17 protein-coding genes and 5 pseudogenes are annotated in these 21239 nt (G+C 57.3%); 12 read left to right on the top strand and 10 right to left on the bottom strand.

Going from position 1 to position 21239, the window contains the following annotated elements; all coding sequences use genetic code 11:
* Positions 1-12: 12 nt before the first annotated feature.
* Positions 13-1197: an acetyl-CoA C-acyltransferase gene (locus GGD67_RS13610; RefSeq protein ID WP_179733848.1), complete on the top strand. Its 1185-nt coding sequence runs from the start codon at positions 13-15 to the stop codon at positions 1195-1197.
* Between the two features lie 295 nt (positions 1198-1492).
* Complete coding sequence (locus GGD67_RS13615; protein WP_210286459.1) at positions 1493-3121, top strand: long-chain-fatty-acid--CoA ligase; 1629 nt, start codon at positions 1493-1495, stop codon at positions 3119-3121.
* Between the two features lie 1232 nt (positions 3122-4353).
* Here the strand turns inward: GGD67_RS13615 and GGD67_RS13620 are convergent.
* Positions 4354-4518: a hypothetical protein gene (locus tag GGD67_RS13620; protein ID WP_179733424.1), complete on the bottom strand. Its 165-nt coding sequence runs from the start codon at positions 4516-4518 to the stop codon at positions 4354-4356.
* 409 nt (positions 4519-4927) lie between these two features.
* On the opposite strand from GGD67_RS13620, the gene GGD67_RS13625 reads away from it, so the two are divergent.
* The 4 genes from GGD67_RS13625 to GGD67_RS13640 are packed head-to-tail and all read left to right on the top strand — an operon-like array spanning position 4928 to position 8047.
* Entirely contained in the window at positions 4928-5818 is an 891-nt protein-coding gene (locus GGD67_RS13625) for a transporter substrate-binding domain-containing protein (RefSeq protein WP_179733426.1), read from the top strand.
* A gap of 12 nt (positions 5819-5830) precedes the next feature.
* On the top strand, positions 5831-6550 hold the full coding sequence (locus GGD67_RS13630) for an amino acid ABC transporter permease (RefSeq protein WP_179733428.1): 720 nt from the start codon (positions 5831-5833) through the stop codon (positions 6548-6550).
* 20 nt (positions 6551-6570) lie between these two features.
* Positions 6571-7194 (top strand): amino acid ABC transporter permease, encoded by a 624-nt coding sequence (locus GGD67_RS13635; RefSeq protein ID WP_179733430.1) that lies wholly within the window; start codon positions 6571-6573, stop codon positions 7192-7194.
* Complete coding sequence (locus GGD67_RS13640; protein WP_179733433.1) at positions 7187-8047, top strand: amino acid ABC transporter ATP-binding protein; 861 nt, start codon at positions 7187-7189, stop codon at positions 8045-8047. Before GGD67_RS13635 ends, GGD67_RS13640 begins: the two co-directional genes overlap by 8 nt.
* A gap of 215 nt (positions 8048-8262) precedes the next feature.
* Here GGD67_RS13640 and GGD67_RS39915 read toward each other — a convergent pair.
* Positions 8263-8539: pseudogene (locus GGD67_RS39915) on the bottom strand (transposase DNA-binding-containing protein).
* Between the two features lie 294 nt (positions 8540-8833).
* On the opposite strand from GGD67_RS39915, the gene GGD67_RS40085 reads away from it, so the two are divergent.
* A complete protein-coding gene (locus GGD67_RS40085) occupies positions 8834-9421 on the top strand; it encodes a helix-turn-helix domain-containing protein (RefSeq protein ID WP_409411364.1) in 588 nt (195 codons plus the stop codon).
* Between the two features lie 61 nt (positions 9422-9482).
* Here GGD67_RS40085 and GGD67_RS13655 read toward each other — a convergent pair whose 3' ends face one another.
* A complete protein-coding gene (locus tag GGD67_RS13655; protein ID WP_179733437.1) occupies positions 9483-10235 on the bottom strand; it encodes an enoyl-CoA hydratase/isomerase family protein in 753 nt (250 codons plus the stop codon).
* Between the two features lie 183 nt (positions 10236-10418).
* On the opposite strand from GGD67_RS13655, the gene GGD67_RS13660 reads away from it, so the two are divergent.
* Positions 10419-10958: a DUF2889 domain-containing protein gene (locus GGD67_RS13660; RefSeq protein ID WP_179733438.1), complete on the top strand. Its 540-nt coding sequence runs from the start codon at positions 10419-10421 to the stop codon at positions 10956-10958.
* 213 nt (positions 10959-11171) lie between these two features.
* On the opposite strand, the gene GGD67_RS13665 is transcribed toward GGD67_RS13660, so the two are convergent.
* From GGD67_RS13665 to GGD67_RS13685, 5 genes and pseudogenes are all read right to left on the bottom strand, one after another.
* Entirely contained in the window at positions 11172-12374 is a 1203-nt protein-coding gene (locus tag GGD67_RS13665; protein ID WP_179733440.1) for a PLP-dependent aminotransferase family protein, read from the bottom strand.
* Positions 12375-13099: 725 nt separating this feature from the next.
* Positions 13100-13264, bottom strand: a pseudogene (locus GGD67_RS13670) (transposase); the annotation flags it as partial.
* Between the two features lie 18 nt (positions 13265-13282).
* Positions 13283-13579, bottom strand: a pseudogene (locus GGD67_RS13675) (integrase core domain-containing protein); the annotation flags it as partial.
* Between the two features lie 195 nt (positions 13580-13774).
* Complete coding sequence (locus GGD67_RS40090) at positions 13775-14098, bottom strand: transposase (RefSeq protein ID WP_409411349.1); 324 nt, start codon at positions 14096-14098, stop codon at positions 13775-13777.
* Positions 14099-15242: 1144 nt separating this feature from the next.
* Entirely contained in the window at positions 15243-15992 is a 750-nt protein-coding gene (locus GGD67_RS13685; protein ID WP_179733442.1) for an enoyl-CoA hydratase/isomerase family protein, read from the bottom strand.
* Positions 15993-16709: 717 nt separating this feature from the next.
* On the opposite strand from GGD67_RS13685, the gene GGD67_RS13690 reads away from it, so the two are divergent.
* Positions 16710-16958 carry a hypothetical protein gene (locus GGD67_RS13690; RefSeq protein WP_179733444.1) on the top strand — a complete coding sequence of 83 codons (249 nt, stop codon included), beginning with the start codon at positions 16710-16712 and terminating at the stop codon, positions 16956-16958.
* Positions 16959-17383: 425 nt separating this feature from the next.
* Here GGD67_RS13690 and GGD67_RS13695 read toward each other — a convergent pair whose 3' ends face one another.
* Positions 17384-18058, bottom strand: a complete 675-nt coding sequence (locus GGD67_RS13695) for a GntR family transcriptional regulator (protein ID WP_179733445.1) — start codon at positions 18056-18058, stop codon at positions 17384-17386.
* A 606-nt stretch (positions 18059-18664) separates the two neighbouring features.
* A pseudogene (locus GGD67_RS13700) lies at positions 18665-19588 on the bottom strand (IS110 family transposase).
* 20 nt (positions 19589-19608) lie between these two features.
* On the opposite strand from GGD67_RS13700, the pseudogene GGD67_RS40095 reads away from it, so the two are divergent.
* From GGD67_RS40095 to GGD67_RS40100, 3 genes and pseudogenes are all read left to right on the top strand, one after another.
* Positions 19609-19764, top strand: a pseudogene (locus tag GGD67_RS40095) (DNA polymerase/3'-5' exonuclease PolX); the annotation flags it as partial.
* 161 nt (positions 19765-19925) lie between these two features.
* Entirely contained in the window at positions 19926-20102 is a 177-nt protein-coding gene (locus GGD67_RS13710) for a hypothetical protein (RefSeq protein ID WP_179733449.1), read from the top strand.
* Positions 20103-20568: 466 nt separating this feature from the next.
* Positions 20569-20805, top strand: a complete 237-nt coding sequence (locus GGD67_RS40100) for an IS66 family transposase zinc-finger binding domain-containing protein (protein ID WP_409411350.1) — start codon at positions 20569-20571, stop codon at positions 20803-20805.
* Positions 20806-21239 lie beyond the last annotated feature (434 nt).

The following is a 21239-nucleotide window of genomic DNA, read 5'->3' on the forward strand; positions in this document are numbered from 1 at the left end:
GGATACCCCATGATGCGCGAAGCAGTCATCGTTTCCACCGCACGAACCCCGATCGGGCGCGCTTTCAAAGGCGCTTTCAATAACGTCAAGTCGCCAACGCTTCTCGGCCACGCGATCCGACACGCAGTCGCCCGGGGGAAAATCGATGGAGCGGAGGTCGAAGACGCTGTGATGGGATGTTGTCTTGCCGCGGGCACCTCGAGCATGAATGTTGCTCGCCTCGGCGTAATCGCCGCGGGCCTTCCTGCGGAAGTTTCGGCCCAGACCATCGATCGACAATGCTCGTCCGGGCTGATGGCGATCGCGACGGCGGCCAAACAGGTTATGGTTGATGGCATGAGTGTCACGGTTGCTGGCGGCGTCGAGAACATCTCAGCCGTTCAGAACGAGTACTACCAATGGTCGGGCCGCACGCAGGATGAGGCCGTAGCGGCGCAGGCAGCCCACGCGTACATGCCCATGTTGCAGACCGCCGAATTCATCTCGAAAAAATACGAAATCAGCCGCGAGGCCCAGGATCAGTACGCCCTGCGGTCCCAACAGCGTACTGCGGCAGCCCAGGAAGCCGGGCGACTGGATGAGGAAATCGTTCCTCTCACGACCACGATGGCGGTGAAGGACAAGGCGACAGGTCAGACAAGCTACATGACGGTCACTCTCGCTGCGGACGAAGGAAATCGGCCGGATACGACGTTCGAGACATTACAAGGACTTAAGCCAGTGATGGAGGGGGGAGTCGTCACGCCTGGTAATGCAAGCCAGCTTTCCGACGGCGCCTCAGCCTGCGTAGTGATGGAGCGATCGCTCGCCGAGAAGCGAGGCATACAGACGCTCGGAATCTACCGGGGCATCGCGGTCGCCGGGTGTCCTCCGGAAGAGATGGGGATTGGTCCGATCTACGCGATACCGAAGCTGTTAAAGCTCCATGGGCTAAAAATTGACGATATCGGGCTGTGGGAGCTCAATGAGGCTTTTGCTTGCCAGGCTCTTTACTGCCGGGACCATCTTGGGATCGACCCCGCCATCTACAATGTCAATGGAGGAAGCATCTCAATCGGGCATCCCTATGGCATGACCGGGGCGCGACTGGCGGGCCATGCCCTCATCGAGGGCAAGCGGCGCGGTGCAAAGTATGTGGTGGTAGCGATGTGCGTCGGAGGCGGCATGGGAGCTGCCGGCCTGTTCGAAATCGCCTGAGGCGCCCGATATGGAATTTCAAATTTCGAATGGGTCCAGGACTCCAGCGATCACTCTGAAAGGTGATAGTAGCGGGAACATCAAATCGCGATCATATCATCAGCAGGAATGCGAGCCGCTTCTGCCACGCCAGCACCAATGTGCGCAATGTCGCCGATTCCCTCAGCTGAGTGCCTGCGTCGAAGGCTGCGATGGACTCGCACCTCCGATGAGTCGTTCGGGCAGCGGCGCGCGGGGGCATAGCGTCTAACGTGTCGTACCACCGCAGTTTGGTTGACCAGAAGGGAGACAGACATTGCAAAGCACCATGATGGATGTGCCGCTCTCGCTCAACCATCTGCTGGAGCGCGCAGGAAAAATCTTCGCCGGAAACGAGATCGTCTCGCGCATGCCCGACAAAAGCCTTCGCCGCCACACTTATGGCGACTTCTACCGACGCACGCGCTCGCTCGCGTCGGCGCTGCGGGGGCTTGGTCTGGAGAAAGGTGACCGCGTCGCGTCGCTCTGCTGGAATCACCATGCTCACCTGGAGTGCTACTTCGGCATCCCCGCGGCGGGCGGGGTGATGCATACGCTCAACCTGCGCCTGGCGCCCGGCGAGATCGGCTGGATCGCGGGCAACGCCAACGATCGCTTCCTGATCGTCGATGACGTCCTGCTGCCCTTGTACAAGCAGTTCGCGCACTTGCATCACTTCGAACACGTGATCGTGTTTCCATTCTCCGGCGCGCCGGTCTCGGCCGAAATGCACGACTACGATGCGCTCGTGGAGCGCGCGGACCCTGACGGTTTCGAGTACTCCGCCCACCATGAAGCCGATCCAGTCGGGATGTGCTACACGTCTGGTACGACAGGCCGCCCGAAAGGCGTCGTGTATTCCCACCGTTCGACGATCCTGCACACGCTCGTCGCGAGCCTCGGCGATTTCTGGGGTCTGCGTAGCACAGACGTTGTGTTGCCAATCACGCCGATGTTCCACGTAAACGCCTGGGGAATTCCTTACGGCGCAGTGAACGCGGGCGCGAAGCTCGTGTTCCCTGGGCCGCATTTGCATGCCGATGACCTTCTCGATCTGATGCAGCTCGAATCGCCCACGTTGGCCGTCGGTGTGCCGACGATCTGGATGACGTTAATGCAGACATTCGATGCGGCGCAATCCGAAGCCTCACCTGACCGGGGCCGATGGAAGTTGCCGAAGGCAATGCACGCAATGACAGGCGGCGCTGCGGTGCCCGAGTCTCTGATCCGCGCTTACGACGAGCGCGGCGTGTGGCTGGATCAAGGATGGGGCATGACCGAGACTTCACCGGTTTGCACCAGATCGTATGGTCGGGCCGAATTGCGCGCCGCCGGTGCCGACGAGAAGTACCGGCGCGCTGCCATGGCCGGCGTACCCGTGCCGCTTGTTGATCTGCGACTTTGGGGCGAGCAAGGCGAGCAGCCGTGGGACGGGAAGAGCGTCGGCGAGATCCAGGTACGGGGACCCTTCATCACGGGATCCTACCACGAGCTACCCGTCACCGGTGACAAGTTCACCGGGGACGGCTGGCTACGCACGGGAGATGTTGCCTCGGTTGACCCGCTCGGCTTCGTGCGTATCACCGACCGGACCAAAGACCTCATCAAATCGGGAGGCGAGTGGATCAGTTCGGCGGACCTCGAGACTGTACTGATGGAGCATCCGGCAGTCGCCGAAGCTGCGGTAATCGCGATCCCCGACGAGAAATGGAACGAGAGACCGCTCGCCTGCATCGTGCTCAGGGGCGGCAAGCAGGTGGACACAAAGGAGTTGGATCAGTATCTGCTCGCGCGCAACTTCGCGAAGTGGCAGTTGCCCGATCGTTACGAGTTCATCGACGCCGTACCGCGAGCGTCCACAGGCAAGTTCTCGAAAGTGAAACTGCGCGAACGCTTCGCGGAGTGACGGCGTATGTAGAGCGTCTAAGGTATTCAAAATAGCCCAACCCGGGCGGCTTGAATTGATGCCGAAGGTGAGAATATGTCCTTTAGGAGCGGAAGCGATGGTATAAAGGGGCCAGTGCTCGACAAGGCCGTTATGCAAGACGAAACAGGCCGGACACGACGTTCGAGACATTGCGACGAGGCATCTTTGGTGGAGGGGCAGTCATCGCACGTGGTAATGCGACCCAGCTTTCCGATGGCGCCTCAGCATGCGTTGTAATGGACCGATAGGCGGCCGAGAGGCGCGGCATACAGCCGCTCGGAATTTACCGCCGCATCGCAGTGGCCGGATGCCTCCGGAAGAGTGGGAATAGGTCCCATCTACGCCGTTCCGAAGCTGTTAAAATTCCATGGGCTGAAGACTGATGACATCGGCAGGCTTTTGCCTGCTAGGCTCTTCATTGCCGAGACTACCTCGCGCTCGGCCCAAGCATCTACAACGTCGATGGCGGAAGTATCTCAGTCGACCATCCCTATGGCAAGCCGCGACTGGTATGAGATGCTCTGTTCGAAGGCAATTATCGCCGAACGAAATATGTCGTGGTAGCGATGTGCGTCGTAGGTTGAATGGTGGCTGCCGGTCTGTTTGAGGTTGCCTGAGCCCGACGTCAAGCAGCCTTTGGCGTCGTCGGCCAGGACAATCCGCAATTGCTATTCGCGCGAGAAGATCGGTTCAGTTCACAGACTTGCAGTTCATAGCACTCACATTGGCTCAACGATAAAGACAGACGGTGCAAAGCACGATGGTGGATGCACCGCGCTCGCTCAACCGCCTCCTGGAGGGCGTAGCTATCGAAGGGACAATCATGATGGAGCATCGGATGATACTGTCCTTGATAGCTCTATGGTGAGCGAAGTGAAACGTGCTTGCCACATCGACTATGCGCTGAAAATCTGCTCGGCTCCCCCGCCTGTATTCCTCTGTGTTCGCTGCCTCCATGAGTCTGAGACCTTCCAAGGGTACGTTGCTCGTTACGGGGACCGTCTCAAGACCGGCCGCTAAAGCGTGATGGCATTAGGTTCGATAGCCTAAATTTTTGAGGTAGTTAGCGCAATCCTCGGAGGTGAAGGCATCGAGTGCAAGGCTGATCGCGGCGCAAACCCGATTGAACGTTCGCGTGGTAGCTTTGCCGAGGAGGTGCTTGAGCTTGGCAAAGACCTGTGCGATCGGGCTCAGGTCGGGTGAGTATTTTGTCAGGAAGAAGAGCTGGCGCCGACCGAACGGTTGAGCTGGCGAACTGCGTTGCTCCTATGGCTGCCGAGGTTACCCAGGACTACGATATCGCCGGGTTGAAGGACGGGCAGAACAACCTTCACGACATAGGTGCGAAAGCTCACGCCATCGATCGGCCCCTCCATGGCGCGTCGATCCGGTCATGGCGCGGGGCCGCCGGGAAAGTCATGGTCTTCTAGCGGCCGTGGGGAACTGCCGGTCTCCTCAACACGCTGCATCCAGCCGATTGCCGTGCTGATCGTCACTCCGAACTGTTTGGTCGCCTGATTGCGGGACATCGCCCTTGATCGCGGCCACCACACGCTTACGAAGATCCAGTGAGTAAGGCTTGCCCATCCATGCTGGCCTCTAATCCAGCCAGAATGGTGAATCAGAAACCACTGATTTGGGAATCCCAAATCGATTCAACTTAGCCCTATCCCGTTCAGCGACCAGAAGAACTGTCGACTGGCAGAATTGGTGGGTTGCGCATCATCATTCCAATTGAGAATTATCTCTTGAGAAAGATCGTTTGCTAGGCATGAAAGCAGATAGATGATCTCCTTCCTGGAAAAGCAAGGCGGCCTTATGCGAGCGGCATCAAAACTTTCGTTGCTGGTTCTGCTGCTCACGGTGGCCATTTATTCGCTTCCGACCTTTGTCCAATCGGAGAACCCTATTCTCGCCTCGATCCGCGAGGGCGGCCTGGTCAAGGTGGCGGTGGCGTCGCTACCTCCATACATAGTCGTGTCGCCAAGCGGAGAAGTTGCGGGTAGCAACATTGAGCTGCAGAATATGGTGCTGAAAGTCATGGGGGTGCCCGCGCTTACGCCGGTCCTCACGGACTGGAGTGCGATGATCCCCGCATTGCAGGCCCATCAGATCGACTACCTTGGCTCGGGCCTCACCATCACGGAAGAACGCTGCAAAATCGTGCTGTTTTCGGTGCCATATTACGCGGCTCAAACCGGTTTGTTTGTTCAACCCGAAAATCCGAGCCATTTGACGAGCATCGCGGAGATTGCGGGCCGCCCAGGCGTCAGGTTAGCCGTAATAACAGGGTCGTCTCAGGAAGCTTACGTACTAAAGCGACTAGTCAGGACCGAGCAGCTTTTGCGCGTCCCTGACAATCAGGCTGGCATCGCGACGGTCACCGGCGGGCGGGCCGACGCGTTTGTCGCTGGCCAATTCACCATCCCCAATCCGGAGCAGAAAGGCGTCGAAGTGATCGTCGATAAGGAGTCGCCGGTCGATGGAGCGAGTATGGCGTTCCGCAAAGAAGACAAGGCGTTCCGCGACGCAATCAACGAGCATATGATCCCGTTGATCAGAGATGGAACGTTCGAGAAGCTCTACGAGAAGTACGGAATTCCCAACGGAAAAGCGATGGCCCAGTTGCTCGTCAAATTCACCAAGGCCAGTGATGTCGTGCCAGGCTGCGAGTAAGGGGCAGCTGCGATGAAGGTTGTTCTGGAGTACTGGCCTGTACTCGCGCAAGGCTTGTGTGTCACCGTATGGGTATCGATATGCATCATCTTCGGCGCAGCACTCGGTGGCGTCGTCCTCGGCGCCCTGAGGCTTTCTGATGCGCCAGCAACACGAGTGGCATCAACGCTGTTCATCGAATTCGTTCGCGCGCCTTCGGCCGTGGTACTTCTGTTCTGGATGTTCTACGCGCTACCGCTGTTGCCGGGGATGCCCCGTCTTAGCCCCCTTGCGGCCGCGATCCTCGTGCTGGCGCTCGATGGAGCCGTGTACGGCGCCGAGATCGTCCGTTCTGGCATAGAGGCTGTGCACCGCGGACAAACTGATGCGTGTCATGCACTTGGGCTGAGCAAATTGCAGAGTTTCACGAAGGTGGTCCTGCCACAAGCGCTCTCGCAAATCGTTCCGGCTTTTAGCAGTCTGGCGAGGAGCATGGTCAAGTGGACCGCGATTGTGAGCTTTATAGGGGTGCAGGACTTGCTCTATGTCGCGAACTACATTCGCGGCCAAACGTACGATTCGATCACTGTCTTTTGCCTGCTTGCCGCCGTCTACTGGATCCTAACCGTTCTTTGCGGCGTTGCCTTTCGTGCACTTGAGCAGGTACTTCCGCTGAACCGCGCGTTGCGAACCGCGCGCCTATCGGTTCAGCCAGCAGCCGACGTGTATGCTCATGCAAGAGTCCCCCAATGACATGGGATTGGAGCTTTGTCTTGAAGATCCTGCCGAGCCTCATGGAGGGCGTTTGGTACACCGTCCTTGTGACGCTTGCGAGCTCGGCGATCGCGCTAGTAGGGGGCCTTCTGCTTGCAATCCTGGAGAGCGTGAGTACCAAATTTGGAAGATTTTTCGTGCGTTTCGGGCTCGAGCTCTTCCAAGGTGTGCCCACTCTCGTGCTACTTTATTTCGCGTTCTACGCCCTACCCCAGGTGGGAATTACTGTTCCGGCAATGCCCATTGGCATCGTCGTATTAGGAGTCGTCTACGCGGCGTATTGCTCGGAGGTTTACCGAGGCAGCCTGATCACAATTCCATCAGAACTGCGCGACGCATGTGTGGCGCTCAATTTGAGCCCGCAGGTTACTTGGCGGCGCGTGCTCGTTCCGGTGATGATTAAACGGGCTATGCCCGCTCTGCTCAATTACGTACTCGGCTTGTTCCGGGAAACCGCAGTACTTTTCGCGATCGGGGTGCCGGTGCTGATGGGCCAGGCTAACGTGATCGGCTACGAAAACTTCCGCTATCTTGAGCCCTTCACGCTAGCGGGCGTCATCTACTTGGGCCTGAATTTGCCATTTCTGTACCTCCTTTCCCGATTCAAGGACATGTATGTCTAGCAGCCTGGATTTTAGCCACACAGGATCTTACGCACCCGAGGCTGCCGCCGGCGCGAGGCCGGCGCATGCATCCGCTCCTAAATCGCAAGATCCCGTTTGGGCGATTGAATTTGAGAAAGTCTCGAAATTGTTCGGTGATCACCGAGTGCTTGTCGATCTCGATCTGCAGGTGCGACCAGGCGAAAAAGTCTCGCTTATCGGCCCGAGCGGTTCAGGAAAGACAACTGTGCTGCGCTTGGCGATGACTTTAGAGAAACCCACCGCTGGCGATATTCGTGTTTTCGGTGACAGCATCATCTTCGATCCAGCGCGCAAACCGCTCTTGGGCTCGCGACAGGCGCAAATCCATCACCGCTGCGGCATGGTCTTCCAGCAGTTCAATCTGTTTCCGCATCTAACTGTGCTCGAGAACCTGATCTTGGCGCCAACGACTGTGTTGGGTCAGTCCAAGGAGCAGGCTGGCAAGAGCGCGCTTGAATATCTTCAGATGGTGGGCCTCCAAGACAAGGTGCATGCGTATCCCGCCCAGCTTTCTGGCGGACAACAACAGCGCATTGCGATCGCGAGAGCGCTAATTTTGAAGCCTGAGATACTCCTGCTCGATGAAATTACCTCGGCGCTCGACCCTGCGCTCGCCGGAGAAGTTCTCGCCGTCGTGCGAAGTGTTGCACGAGAGACGAACGTAACTCTGCTGGTGGCCACGCATGAAATGCGATTCGCACGCGAGATCTCCGACCGCATAGCCTTCTTCGACGCCGGGCGGATCATCGAACAGGGCTCACCAGACAAGATCTTCAGCAATCCTTGTTCCGATCGCACGCGCTCATTTTTGCAATGCGTGTTGAATCACTGATCCCGAATGGTGCTCATTGCAGTCCGCTTCTGAGCTCGTCAGAGCCGCGCACCGAAGGGAGCAGAGAGAGCTTCTTCTGCTCGTTCTTTCAACGGCATCGCAGCCGAGTTCAGGAATTTGCCGAGAACTTGGCACGGGAGCAGGGCGGTCTCGTACGCCGATCATTGATTGAGCACATCGAGCTGGATCTTGCCAGCGCGACACGCTCGGCGCGATCATCCTGTCGTTCGGCACATATCCCCGGCTTTGAAACGCGCTGCAGTCGCAGCGAAATATCCCGCCATGACGCCGTGTCCGGTGACGCGCGGATTGTCTAAAAATCTATAGGCCGCCTTCGTCGCAGCCCAATCGCCGCACGCCGCCGGGACGGGCGCAGCAAAGCTGCTCCAGCAGCCGCCGTAAACGACGTTGCAAACGTTTATCCGGAAGACTCGCCGCCGCCACCTCGGCATCTTGCCAGCCGGCCGGGCCGGACTCCGATGCGGAGCGGATACGATCGAGTTAGTCGCGGCGCAAGAGGTGACCAGTCCGTAGCGGTGACCACGTCGCATGGGCCTTTACTTTGCTGCCGCCGCCTGCAATCTGGCGCGGCTGCCCAGCTGATCGCGGCGACCAGCTGATGGCCGGCTTCGTCAAATCTTTGCCGGCCGCTGCCGGAGCGCAGCGATGGAGATCTGGGATGGCGACTTCCTCGCTCTTTGTCGACGGGGAGCATCTCACCTTCGCGGGTACGTGCCATGGGTCAGCGGGCGCGCGCGTAGCGCAATCGGCATCCAGTACTGGCGGATGACGTCGGAGGCCGCAGGGGCCGCATCAGAAAAATCGCTCTGTATAGGCCAAGTGGCCTCAGGGAAGATCGCTGGAGTCGGCCAGGCGCTTCTTCCATCACTCCATGCACCAGAGGATCGATTGAACAAATTACTTGCAAATGCTAATTGTCGCTACAGGAAGCAAAGGGCTGGACTCAGAGTGACATATAACGATCTTGACGCTAAGATTGGGGAACGCATTCGAAGCCAGCGAAAGCGAATGGGCCTCAGCCAGAAGGAGCTTGCGAGTAGACTGGATATCGTTTTTCAACAGCTTCAGAAGCACGAGAATGGCACAAGTAGAGTCCCAGCCAGTCGGCTCTATGAAATTTCCCGCGCCCTGAACACACCGATCTCCGTTTTTTTTGACGTCGATAGTCGTGAATCGTACCGAAGTGCGTTGCCAGTTCCGGATGTTTCCGCAATAGTCGGCGCACAAAAGAGCAAGCTCGCGAAGCAAGCCCTTCAGCTTATCACGGCTTTCGTACAGATCAAGGATGAGGATGCTCGAGCGGACATTGTTTCATTGGTCGCAAGATTATCGAGATCAAAAGCTAGACGATAGAGATGGGGGCAGCCAGCCATCACATTGCCCGTGCAATGCGTTACGACGACCTCGACATCGGCTATTCGCGTAGGACACGTTTGAAGTGATGTTGTGCGGCCCTGCTTGCAACGCCGGCAACATGTGCGTCTTTCGCCTCCAGCGCTATGTCGCGCAAACCAGTGATCAAGGCTTGATTAATAGATTCTTTTGTTCGCCGAAAAGTGGTTTCGGGAAATTCGCTGAGTATCTGTGCTCGAGCAACAGCCGTCTCCACAAGGCTTCTTCCATCAGTTATCTCATGAAGTAGTTTGTGATTCAGCGCCCAGGAAGTTGGAACGGCCTCGCTTCCATAAATGATGTCGGACATCGCCGCTCGGTGCAGGAAGTTCTCGAGCATATAGCCGCCGATTATACAAGCAATTCCATGCTTTAATTCCCACATCACCAGCTTAGTTTCCTGCGATCCGATGCGCCAGTCGCAGCATAGAGCGATCTGAAAACCGACGCCTATTGCGTATCCGCCGACTGCGGCAACAGTCGGCTTCGTGACGTTGAGTATCGTTGAATAGAAATCGATCATCCGATCAAGATATGCCTCGACCATCGCGTGTCCGGAAAGCTGGCTCACTTCGCTAAAATCACCCCCCGCGCAAAAGGATCGGTTGTTGCCTCCAGTCAACACTAACGCCCGTATCGCAGGATTGTCCTGTGTCTCCCGACACGCTGAGCGAATGGCGCTTTCAAGCTCAAGACTCATCGGGTTATGGGCGTTAACATGATTGAAGCTCGCGACAAGAACCGCGTCTCGAGCTTCCTTTTCTACAATAGCCATGCTGCCCCCAAATCGGCCTCGTGCATCTGCGATGGTCGTGCCTCGCTTGTCGCGCTTTATACACCTATTTAGAGATTATATCATTTTAAAAAGACATCCATATTGAGAATTTTGAGCTTGCAAATTGCAGTCGACCGGCACACAGTTACCCTGTCGCTACATTCTCATGGAGTTAGGCATTACATGGCGCTTTCTTCCCCTGCCGAACGAAAAGTCCTTCATCGCCGCACTATAGAAGTGTTTGGCTATGTTCGTTACGATCAACTCTGGGACATCGAGGCTCACTTAGTCGACGCAAAGACGAACACATACACGAATCCTTGGGGTGGACAGGTGCTTCCCGGCGAGCCCGTGCACGATATGTCGTTGCGGCTGACGCTCGACAGCAGCTTTAAGATCTGTGCGATTGACGTTGCAAGCGACAAGAATCCCTATCCGGTTTGCTCGAAGGCAACTGCCGCCTTCGCTCAGCTCGTCGGCCTTGCGATAGGGCCCGGTTGGAAAAAGAAAGTAAAAGAACGCGTCGGCCAAAGTGCGAGCTGCATTCACCTCGCTGAGCTCCTAGGGCCTATTGGGACGGTGACGTTCCAGACAATCTTGCCTTTCCTGTACGATAAAGGAACGTTCGATGAGGCTCCTCGCCCCGGCTTGATCGATAGCTGCTACGCATATCGACGGGGTGGCGATGTCGTAAGGCGGTTATGGCCAAATTTGCCGACATAAGTGCGCGATCGGCGCCTCTACATTCGCTGCAGGTTGAAGGGAGAATCGTAGCGGATCCGACCAACGAACAGCGAATTTCAGGCTGGGTCACCGACGGTGTACTATTTCTTCATGGCCCGCTCTGGTCCGAATGAGGGTGCGCCGCCGTGGTTGTCCGCACTCATCAACTCGATACTTCAGGCAATCACTAAGCGAGGCGACATCGCCTTGGAGTTAGACAGAAAATCCGCCTATGTCGTTATCTGGATCCTCAACCTTCGGAGCAAGCAGGCGGCTTTGATTGCAGAGCTCAGCATGCAAATGGTCCAATCGTGCCAGGCCCTGTTCCAGCGAAGATTTAGGGAGATAACTAAAACACAAGCGTAGATGACCGCCACTTCGCGGGCCATAATTGCGACCATGTATAAGGTGAACATCATGAAGTTCGCGCGCGGCCGTAATGAAAGTCTCGGCGTCAGTGCCCGCGGCCAGCCGTACCCAAAACGAGAAACCGCCGCTGGGTACGATATATTCTTGTTCGCAAATGCGGCTGCCCTGCAATAGGATATGCATAGTATCTCGCTTGTCACGATAGTGCTGGCGCAAGCGATTGATGTGCTGATGAAGATCGCGAGATTGCAAAAGCCCCAATACGATGTTGCTGACAATGGGACTTACGCCGCCGTCGTGTTTAAGCCGTGCAAGTCTTTTGATGATGTCCGGCTCTGCAAGGATCCAGCCTACTCGCAATCCCGGCCCCGCAATGTTGGAGACGCTATGTATATTGATCACATTCTTACCCGGCGCCAACCAGTCAACGTCTTCGTTATACGGCAACTCCGCATACACAAGATCCTGGAGCAAGGGCAGACCGTGGTCGGCTAGCAACGCCGCTACTCGTTCCATGTGAGCCCGCGATAACTCGCGCCCAGTCGGGTTATGAAATGCTGGCGTGGTGTAGAACAGCTTCACGCGGAAGTTACTCTGTAATATTGCTTCGAGCTCGTTGAGATCGACTCCGTCTGCGCTCATACTCAGCTGGAGTACGGTAGCACCCGTTAGCGAAAACGTGCGCAGCGCGCCCAAGTAGGACGGATCTTCGGTCAACACGACGTCACCCGGATCGATCGAAAGCTCGGCCAGCAATTGTATAGCCTGTGAAGCTCCTGCAGTAACGATAACCTGGTCGTGCCGCACGCCGTAACGCAGTGCGAGCTCGGCAACGAGCTCGGGCAAGCCCAGCACATCTGTATATTGCGGCAGATCGGTCGCACCGATTCCGGTCCCTTGCTTAAATGCGTCCGGCCACACCAGTTCTCCAAACGTCACTGGGTCCGGCAGACCGTACCCGAAGTTGATGGTCTGCTTCGCGCCCGGGTAGTTGAATGGCGTAAGATCCAGGGCGATGGAGCCGCGATGTGAAATAAAGGGTTTCATGCTTCGTTATCAGGTTAGCGCCACCCGACATAGGGTAGCTCCGTTTCCTCGCCCATGGAACGCAGCTGACCGAGGTGTCATGGCTTCTGTTGCACGAGGTGTCGGGCCGAATTAATTCCACTTTCTTACTTGAGAATTGGGAACAGCAAACCTACTATTCTTGGTAGTTTCTGTGACTCGGCGTTGCTTATGTGCCATTTGGGCGGCCGTCCTCCTTGATTTCGGACGATTGAGACGTAGGGGCGACCAGAACTGCGCGGTGGCACGCAGATTATTCATAGTGGGGCCGTTATGGAGGATGCAACGCGATTGCCGGCAGGTGGCAGTCTTCCTTGGCCCAAAGCGGTCTGACCTGATGTGACCGGCTTGGGCAAAGCAGGCAGCCTTTCAAAGCATTGCGCCGCCACCGGTCAAGAAACGTCGCCTTGGCGGAATGCGTGCCGCCGCCGAAACAGCAGAGTCAACTTTCGATCGCGAATGACCTTGCCGCACGGCTCCAATCAGGTTGAAGTTCGCTCTACCCGCGCGTTGCGCTCGGATGCTGGCGGGACCGATAGCAACGATGCACGACCACACTCGCAGCTCGGATAGAAGACGCCTTGAGTTCGCCTTCACCTGCCATCCGCGCCAGAATATGAAATGGCAGTGCGGCTATGCCGAGATCGTGTCCCCTGGCGTGGTGTAGCTGGCGGGTCACCACGTTCGCCGGCGAGAGCCGGGCTGGTGCTGGCGATAGCCGTGAGGCTGACGGCGGGATCATCGCTCAATGGCGCGATGGTTTCCAGCGTCATGTAGCGGGCACGTTGGACGGCCCATTCGTCGTTCTGCTCGAGCAGGATTGCCCCGATGAGACGGACGATGGCGTCCTCATTGGGGAAGATGCCGACGACTGACCTGCCACTGAATTTTCATCCAGCGGCAGTTAGAGCCTCGGGGTTTTGTACGCCAAGTGGCGCGGGTGGAGCAACGGACGATCGGCGGAGCTGGTCGGGGTTGCGCAGCCGATCGTCCGTTGCGGTGAGGTGGGCGGCGTAGGCCGCGGGGGTCAGGTATTTCAGCGACGAGTGGGGACGCTGGAGATTGTAGTCGGCGACCCAATTGGCGATCTTGGCGCGGGCGTCATCGAGATCGAAGAACAGAGTCTCGTTGAGTAGCTCATCGCGCATCCAGCCGTTGAAACTCTCGACGAAGCCATTCTGCGGCGGCGCGAAGACATGTTCGTACCGGTCGTTGCCCACCAGTGCCGCGCGGTCGTCGCGATGGATGAATGGCATCGCACGTCTCGACAGGTTGCCAAGACCTCGGGATTCCGCTCGCGTGCAACAACGGCTCGGATAATCCGCATGCCAGTTGCGCCCGTGATATCCGCGACCACATGATGGAGCTGCGATTCATCTCCATCAGGGCCTTCTCCAAATGCCGGATATGGGCCGCGGCATATTCCACCAGCCCTCCCGCTGGCGCAGATACGCGCGCATGGTTGCGATCTCGGCATCAGGTCGGAAGCTGCCGCGTAACAGGCCATAGGGATGAAGCTCGCGCAACCACGCGGCATCACTGACATCGGTCTTGCGCCCGGGCACGTTCTTGGCGTACCGCGCATTGACCAGAATTACCTCAAACCCGCGCTGCTCTAGGAACTCGTAGACCGGGATCCAATAGACCCCGGTGGATTCCATCGCGACGCTCGTCGCTGCACGCTTTAAACCAGTCTGCCAGCTCATGCAGGTCTCGCGTGAATGTGCCGAAAGGGCGCACAGGCACGTCGGTGCAAGCGGGGTTCACCGCAGCCATGTGCATCGTTGATCCGATGTCGATGGCGGCGGTCCCGACGTTGACCGGCCTCAGTTCCGGACGGTTGCCGGCCGTCCTCGGCATCGCAATCCTCCATTCAATGATGAGCAGGAGGGTCTGGGCTATGCCAATTGTCATCTTCCTAATCGGGATCGTCGCCAGGGCGACGTCACTACTCTCAAGTTCGCACGCACCCATGGACCATGTTTTTAACGGGGATTGCGCCTACAATAATCGAACCGCCGCTACCTCCCAGCCGCCAAGCATAGCAAAAGGCTGTTTCTTCGCCCCACAGGTGCGCCACTGTGCTGGACAGTTCTTTAAAATGTCGCGCTCAATGCGCAGCCGCTCGTGCTCCTGGCACAGCCGAGCGATCTCCGAAGCCTGGTCCACCAACACCGGCGTCGCCTGCGTGGTGGGGCGCCACGCCGCCGATGCCGGCTCCTGCCGGAGTTTATCGACCCAGCGTCGCAGCACCGAGTCGCACAGACCGAGCTCCTTGGCGATCGACCGATCGATCGACCGCTCGATACGACCAGTTCAACGGCCTGGCGCTTGTAGTCGTCCGTGAACGACCGACGTTGACGCACTTCCATTCGACACCTTCGGGCTCTCAGAGGCTACTACAGGCGTCCACTCGTTCGGAGGAGGTTCAAGTTTGATCATATCCGCGGGCCATGAAGGTCATAGATGTGCTAGGCGCGCGAGCGAACAGAGGGCTAAAGGCGGGCTAGATGAACCCGTGCAGACCGACCTTCTACTTCAACTGGGTGGAGAAGTGGAAAGCCGGGCTACTCTGATCAGCTCAGCCCCAGCATCTTTGTTCGAGCCACCCCAGGCGGGCCTTTCCTCAGGCTCAATTTTGAGTTCATCTTACTTGTCACTTCGCTTCCAGAGGGACCTGCGATCGGAGACAATCTGCACCGCGCCGAAACAAGCATTCATGGATGCGCATTAGGTTTCCGCCACGGGAGTAGGTTGTTCGGCTTGCGCTGCACGGACTGCATAAGACCATACGCGCCGTCATCACATTTGTTGGACTGCCGGTACGCTTATCTTCCGAGCTCCCGCCGATCATTGCAATACTTGTGCAAAATGGGCTTGGGCGGAGCTGCCCAGGAAACCCGCCAAATTGACAATTTTCGCGGTGGGTCCAAGGTCCCGCAGCCCCGCAATGAACGAACGGTTCACAAATTCCTTGGTCCGTTGATAAGTGACTTCAGGATAGGCGCCAAGGACCGCAGCTCGCGAAACAGCCTTCTCGACGACGTTCTCCGGCTCAACAACCTCATTAAAAAGCTTGTGTTCTGCAGCCCACTCAACAGGGACGACTTCGCAGCCGAAGATAATGTCCGTCATGGCCGCGCGCCCAAGCGACTTCTCCAGCATGTAGGCGCCGATTGGACAAGCCAGACCATGCTTGAGCTCCGAGGCGAGAGCCTTTGTCATCGGCGTTCCCACACGCCAGTCGCAGCAAAGCGCCATATCGAGCCCCGCGCCTATAGCATATCCATCAATCCCAGCAATGGTAGGCTTTGTTACGCCGAGAACCGCGATGTAAAGCCCTATTATACGATCTATCAGCTCCTCAACTTCCGTCACCGTTTTAATTTCGCTTGCCTCGTTGAAATCGTCGCCCACGCAAAAGGACCGGTGCAATCCGCCAGTAAGGACCATTGCTCTTACGGTGGGATCATCCTGAGCCAATCGACAAGCTTCCACGATGGATCGCTCAAGCTCTCGATTTAGCGGGTTCACGGACTTCTCGCGGTTGAACTGCGCCACAAGGACGCTTTCCCTCGTGTAGACATTCAGTGCTGTCATGTGCATCTCGTGTGAGTGGGATGTTATTGTTTCTGCTGCGGAGCGCTGCCCCAGCAAACATGAAAACTGCGGGCTGACCCCCGCAGGCCCTTAGTTTATCGATTGTCAAAGCCGATACAACTATACAATTCTCATAATAGATGCAGTTCTCTTGTTGAAGAGTTCTTATAAAGGATGTACAATCTTTCTGTTCCACGCACTCGCATAGGTTGAACGCAATTCAACATAAGAGTCCCTCTCGAGCCGGCAGCTCAGGCCTCATGTCGGAGACGTAACCATGCACATTCCATGGGAGCAGGAACACCGTGCGATACGATGAATCGGAGCAAGGATGTGAGGTGCCCAAGATGCAATCAGCGGTACATCCTTACGCGGGTTGATCTTTGAGATGGAAGGCGCCGAGTGGAGAGCTCGGATCTGATGGCACGCGCTGCCAATCTTCTCTGGTGTATTCGCGTGCTCCGGATCTCGTGACATTGTCGGGTCTTCCAGACCAACTACACTCTTCGCGCAGCTACCGAAGGCGGCAGGCATGTTAGGAGCAAACTTTTCGGGGCGTCGAACTTGAGGGTGCGCACAGCAATGAGCAGTCGACTGCAAAATCCTACGGCAGGGGTGGTAAAGTCGGGATAGCGCCCGAGCTCACGGGCTGGCGTCCCGTCGACACGGCTAATTCGTTGTCGCACCTCCTTCTTCTTCAGTTGCAGCGAGATAAATATGACTGGAATCGATCAGCACAGCTCCCATTATCCGGTCGTCACGAGCTGCGCCGAGGAAAATGTCGCAATGGATCTTTACGAAATTGGGAAAAGTCCACCAATGGGTCATGTGCCGAAGCACATGTATGCTTGGAAAGACGCCGAGAACGGCCATGTGGATCCAGAGAAAGCGATGCAAATTGTGGTGGTTGATACGCCCATGCCGAGGCCGGAGGATGCCTTGATCATGCTTATGGCAGCAGGGTAACGCGATCGGCGTCATTTCTGACGAGTCGAAGGGTCACTATGTAATGTCATTGGGAACCAGGGGTGTAATAGACCGAAGCAATTTCAAATGTTGGGGCCGACTTCCCGATGTTAACGACGCGACCATATACGGCGATTATATGAAGGGAGTGCGCCGTTTGGAAAAGCCATTGGGGAGATTGTGGGAAAGGGTAACTACGTCGACACATTGTTTGACCTGCCACCGAACTTTCATCCACTGCGGTTGGAGTCTCGGAGTCGTTTGCGACGAGACAAAGTTTGGACCACTCAGAACGAGAGTTTTGCGCCTCTGATCACGTTGGCGGGCTGGTTGCGCCGACGTCAGCAGTCGAGCTGCCCCTTAACAGCCTTGAATAGCGAATTGGCCGTTGCGGAAGCTGCCGCACCTATGATGAATACGCTCTTTCACGGATGACCTTCTGCCGAACCTTCTGCCTCAGCGACAACTTCTCGCCATACCCGAATCGCTTCGTTGCGATGTGTCTCAACTGCTTTCTTGAACTTGGATGCCGACCTTGCCTTCAAAGCATCGAGCATGGCTTCGTGCGTTTTGTTGCAGCCTGTCCTCCGCTCGGGCCGCATCTCGAAAATTGATCTTGATTGGCGCCTAAAGAAGTGGGCCGCGATCTCGTCAAGTTTCTTATTAAGAAACTCGTTCCCGCAGGGTGCCCGAAGCAGCCGATCGAACTCATCGTTCAACTCACTGTATTTGCTGCCGACATTCGTCCTTTTCATCTTCTCGTGCAGCGCAGTCAACATCGAGATCGTGCGCTCTGTGTGATGCGGAACCGCTTCAGTGAATGCGAGCATTTGAAGGTAAGTCCCCGTTACGACAACGTCGTACAGCTCCTTGAGCGATACGCTGGTAACGGTTGCCCCCTTGTGGCTCTCGATAACTACAAGCCCGTCGCGGCGGAGCATAAAGAGCGCCTCTCGAACCGGCAGCATGCTGGTTTCGTAGCGAGAGGCCAGTTCAGCAAGGCGCAATCGCGTGCCAGGAGCGAGCCTTCCTTCCAGGATCCCATTCCTCAGCGCGTCGTAGACATAATCCGCCTTGGTGGACGGCATCTTCATCTTCATCAGGCACATCCAAAAATCGTCAAATATCGATATAGTATCAAATTGATCGACTGGTCAACGAACGGGCGCTCGATCGATATGATGATTTCGAGCAGCGACTAATCTCCGATCGGGGCTATTGGTTAAAACTGACCTACTAGACTCTGAGTCGTACGGCGCGCACGAAGACAATTGCTGCGCAGTGAAGGCCTGTGGTTCGGCTATGCTGACGAGATCATCCCAAGATGGAAGCAACAATCATCACGCCGTTATCAACTATAGCTCCGAATCGTCCGCGGTATCCGCTCGGTGAAGCCCGATGAAGGCCGCCTTGCCGAGTGAGGCCTGTTGTTGAGAACCGTTCTTATGGACATGTGTGGACGCCCCCTATGATGCAAGGAGGATCTTTCGAATGAGCAAGGATCGCGGTCGGGTGCTGACATGTGTCCGGCCTCTGATGCGGCCACTATGTGCCGCCGGCCCGTATGGGAGTTCGCGGAGCGGGCTGAATTCAGTGAGGCACTGCTCGGGGCGCGTGTCCATAACCTGGTTTTCCCGATCCCGTGTCTGACCACCGTTGCGCCATACTCTCCATTCGATCCTCTCGCATCGCCGGCAGTGGTGAAGCTAGCCCGCCATAGCCGGAGCTCGATACGTTCCGCCTCTTGCCTAAATGCGCAGACTATGCGCGACATATTGTTGGCAAGCGCCACCGTCATCAGCATGGGTGGCTCACGATACACCATGTTCATGAGCCATGAGTTGGAAGAGCCCTTGCACTTTTCTCATCGCACCGCAGCACTTGCGCCGATGGTCAGTAATCTACGTAATGTTCGCTCACCCATTGGAGAGATCTCACCAGCTGCTTTCCCCCAGTTGAGCGCTGCAGCGGTGTTAGACCGAGCCAAGCTGCAAAGTCGCGGCCCTTCTTGAAGGCCTGAGCAGTCGGGGCTAACGCAACAAGCGCTGCCCCTATCTTGGGAATGGTCATCAATCGCTTGGCTTCCGTTCCGCTTTAACACGATATGCGAGTTCTTAGTCTAAATGGGCGATCTTCTCATCTAGGGACTGCAACCGGTCGACAAGCCATTGCGGGGTATCTGCTATCCTATCCAGTAGGTTTGGCGACGTGACAGAGCCCTTTGCGGCGACGATCCCGAACTCAGCCAGATGGCCTCGTCTTGCATTGATGATTTGGGTTTGTTGGCGAACCAGTAGATCGCAAGCGCGAAATACTAGAGACGCTGCCTGTTGCTCTTCTGTTTTTACCGCTCCGAAACGCATGCTGGCCGCTGTGCGGCTTCACAGATCGCTTCCGCATCGCTGCGTCGTTCTTTTGCGGCTTCACAAACTTGACGTAAGCCGGTGCAATGCGGTGAACCTGACTCCCAATTTTGCGATCTCTCGCCCGGAATGATGGCTGCTCGCGCAGGCTTACATGGCAACCGTAGAGGCCGGCGGGGTAGCCAAAAAGTTGAGTTTCTGATCTCGTCGCAGCCGCTTGAGGAAGATCACGGCTCCTGAAACGCTCGAGCCATGTACCTGAAACATGTGTTTCGCAAGATCCAACCAGGAAATTCGGCATGGACTTCCGAGTCCTTAAGGGCATCGAGTCCGACATCCTGGCGAACGGCTCGCTGGACCATCCGGACGAGGTCGACCGCTTCGACTTCGTGGTCGCCAGCATACGTGGGCGCTTCAAGCTGGACCGAAAGGCGCTGCAGCAGTCGGGTGAGATCAAGTCGCTGCGGCTGCCAACTCCTGACATGGGAACCTCCGTTTCGACGACGCACGCCGCCACCTTGCCACAGGGATGCAGGGCGTTTCGCGCTCATGGTCGATTCGCCCCGAGTCAAAGGCTGCTGCCCATCAAACGGGCTTCGTACCGGTGATGGTGGTCGCGGGATCGAGGCCGACGCCTGGCCCGGTCGTGCCGGCCGGCGCCCGCACGATCGAGATCGAGTTTGCGGCCGGGAAGCGGATGCGGATCTCAGGCACGGTCGACGCGGCGACGCTGAAGGCCGCGCGACTGGCGAATGCCGCAACACACGAGGCGGCCGGCTGACCGCTGTGATTTGAATCGACCGCTCGACCAGCGGTTCGGACAGAGCCGCGCGACTTGTGAGTCTCTCGTCGACGATGGGCACCGATTTTCTCTCCCCGAGGTGTGACCACGCTGAAGGCGATGCTGCGCTCCGAGCGAGCCGCCCGATTGTCCGCGGAGGCGAAAGCTCAGGCGCGGACACTGCTGATCGAGAAGCTCAACCTCACGATCAAGAAGCTGCGGCACGAGCAGTTCGGACTGTTCCTCCGAGCGGGGCGCATTGCTGGACCAGCTCTAGCTACAGCTCGCCGACCTGGATGAGAACGCGGCGCAAGCTGAGACTGCGGCACAGATGGCAGCCGAGAAGATTGCAGTACCATCGTTCTAGCGCCGCAAGCCAGCCCGTCGGTCGCTGCCGGAGCATTTGCCGCGGGAGCGCATTGTCTATCCGGTGCCGGTGGCCTGCCCATGCTGCAGCGACAGTCGATTGCGCAAGATCGGCGAGGACGTGACCGAGACGCTGGAACTCATTCCGAGCCAGTGGAAGGTGATCCAGCAAGTGCGCGAGAAGCTAGTCTGCCGAGCTTGCGAAGCGATCACCCGGCCGCCGGCCCCCTCGCATCCGATTGCGCGCGGGCGTGCAGGGCCCAAGCTGCTGGCCTATGTTCTGTTTGCCAAGCACGGCCTGCACCTGCCGCTCGATCGTCAGAGCGACGTTCACTAGCGCGAAGGCATCGGCCTCGACGTATCGACGCTCGCGGACTGGGTGGGCAACTGCGGCAATCCGGATGCCGCTGGTAGATGTTATCCAGGGACACGTCTCCGCCGCAGAGCGCATCCACGCGGATGACAGTGTGTGCTGTAGAAGCGCACAGAAAGGACGATCGAAATGATCGGACAATCTGTGCGCACAAGCTGTGGCAGCGATGAGGGTAGGCCCCTCGGGATCCACTTTCAGGAGTAGGTCTCAAATCACTTCAAGCGGCTTCGCTTAAGGGGCGCGGTCGTGATTGTTGAAGCTAACGGTCGGGGATACCCGAACGGATACGCGTCCGAGAGACGAATGAAAATGAACCCGCCGATGAACCGCTGTGACGTGGAAATCGTCGTCAAAACCAGAGGTGTGTCGTCCCTCTGGGATGAGCCCGCCGGAAGGCT

Origin of the sequence: Bradyrhizobium sp. IAR9 (assembly GCF_013408065.1) — a bacterium.
Lineage (GTDB): Bacteria > Pseudomonadota > Alphaproteobacteria > Rhizobiales > Xanthobacteraceae > Bradyrhizobium.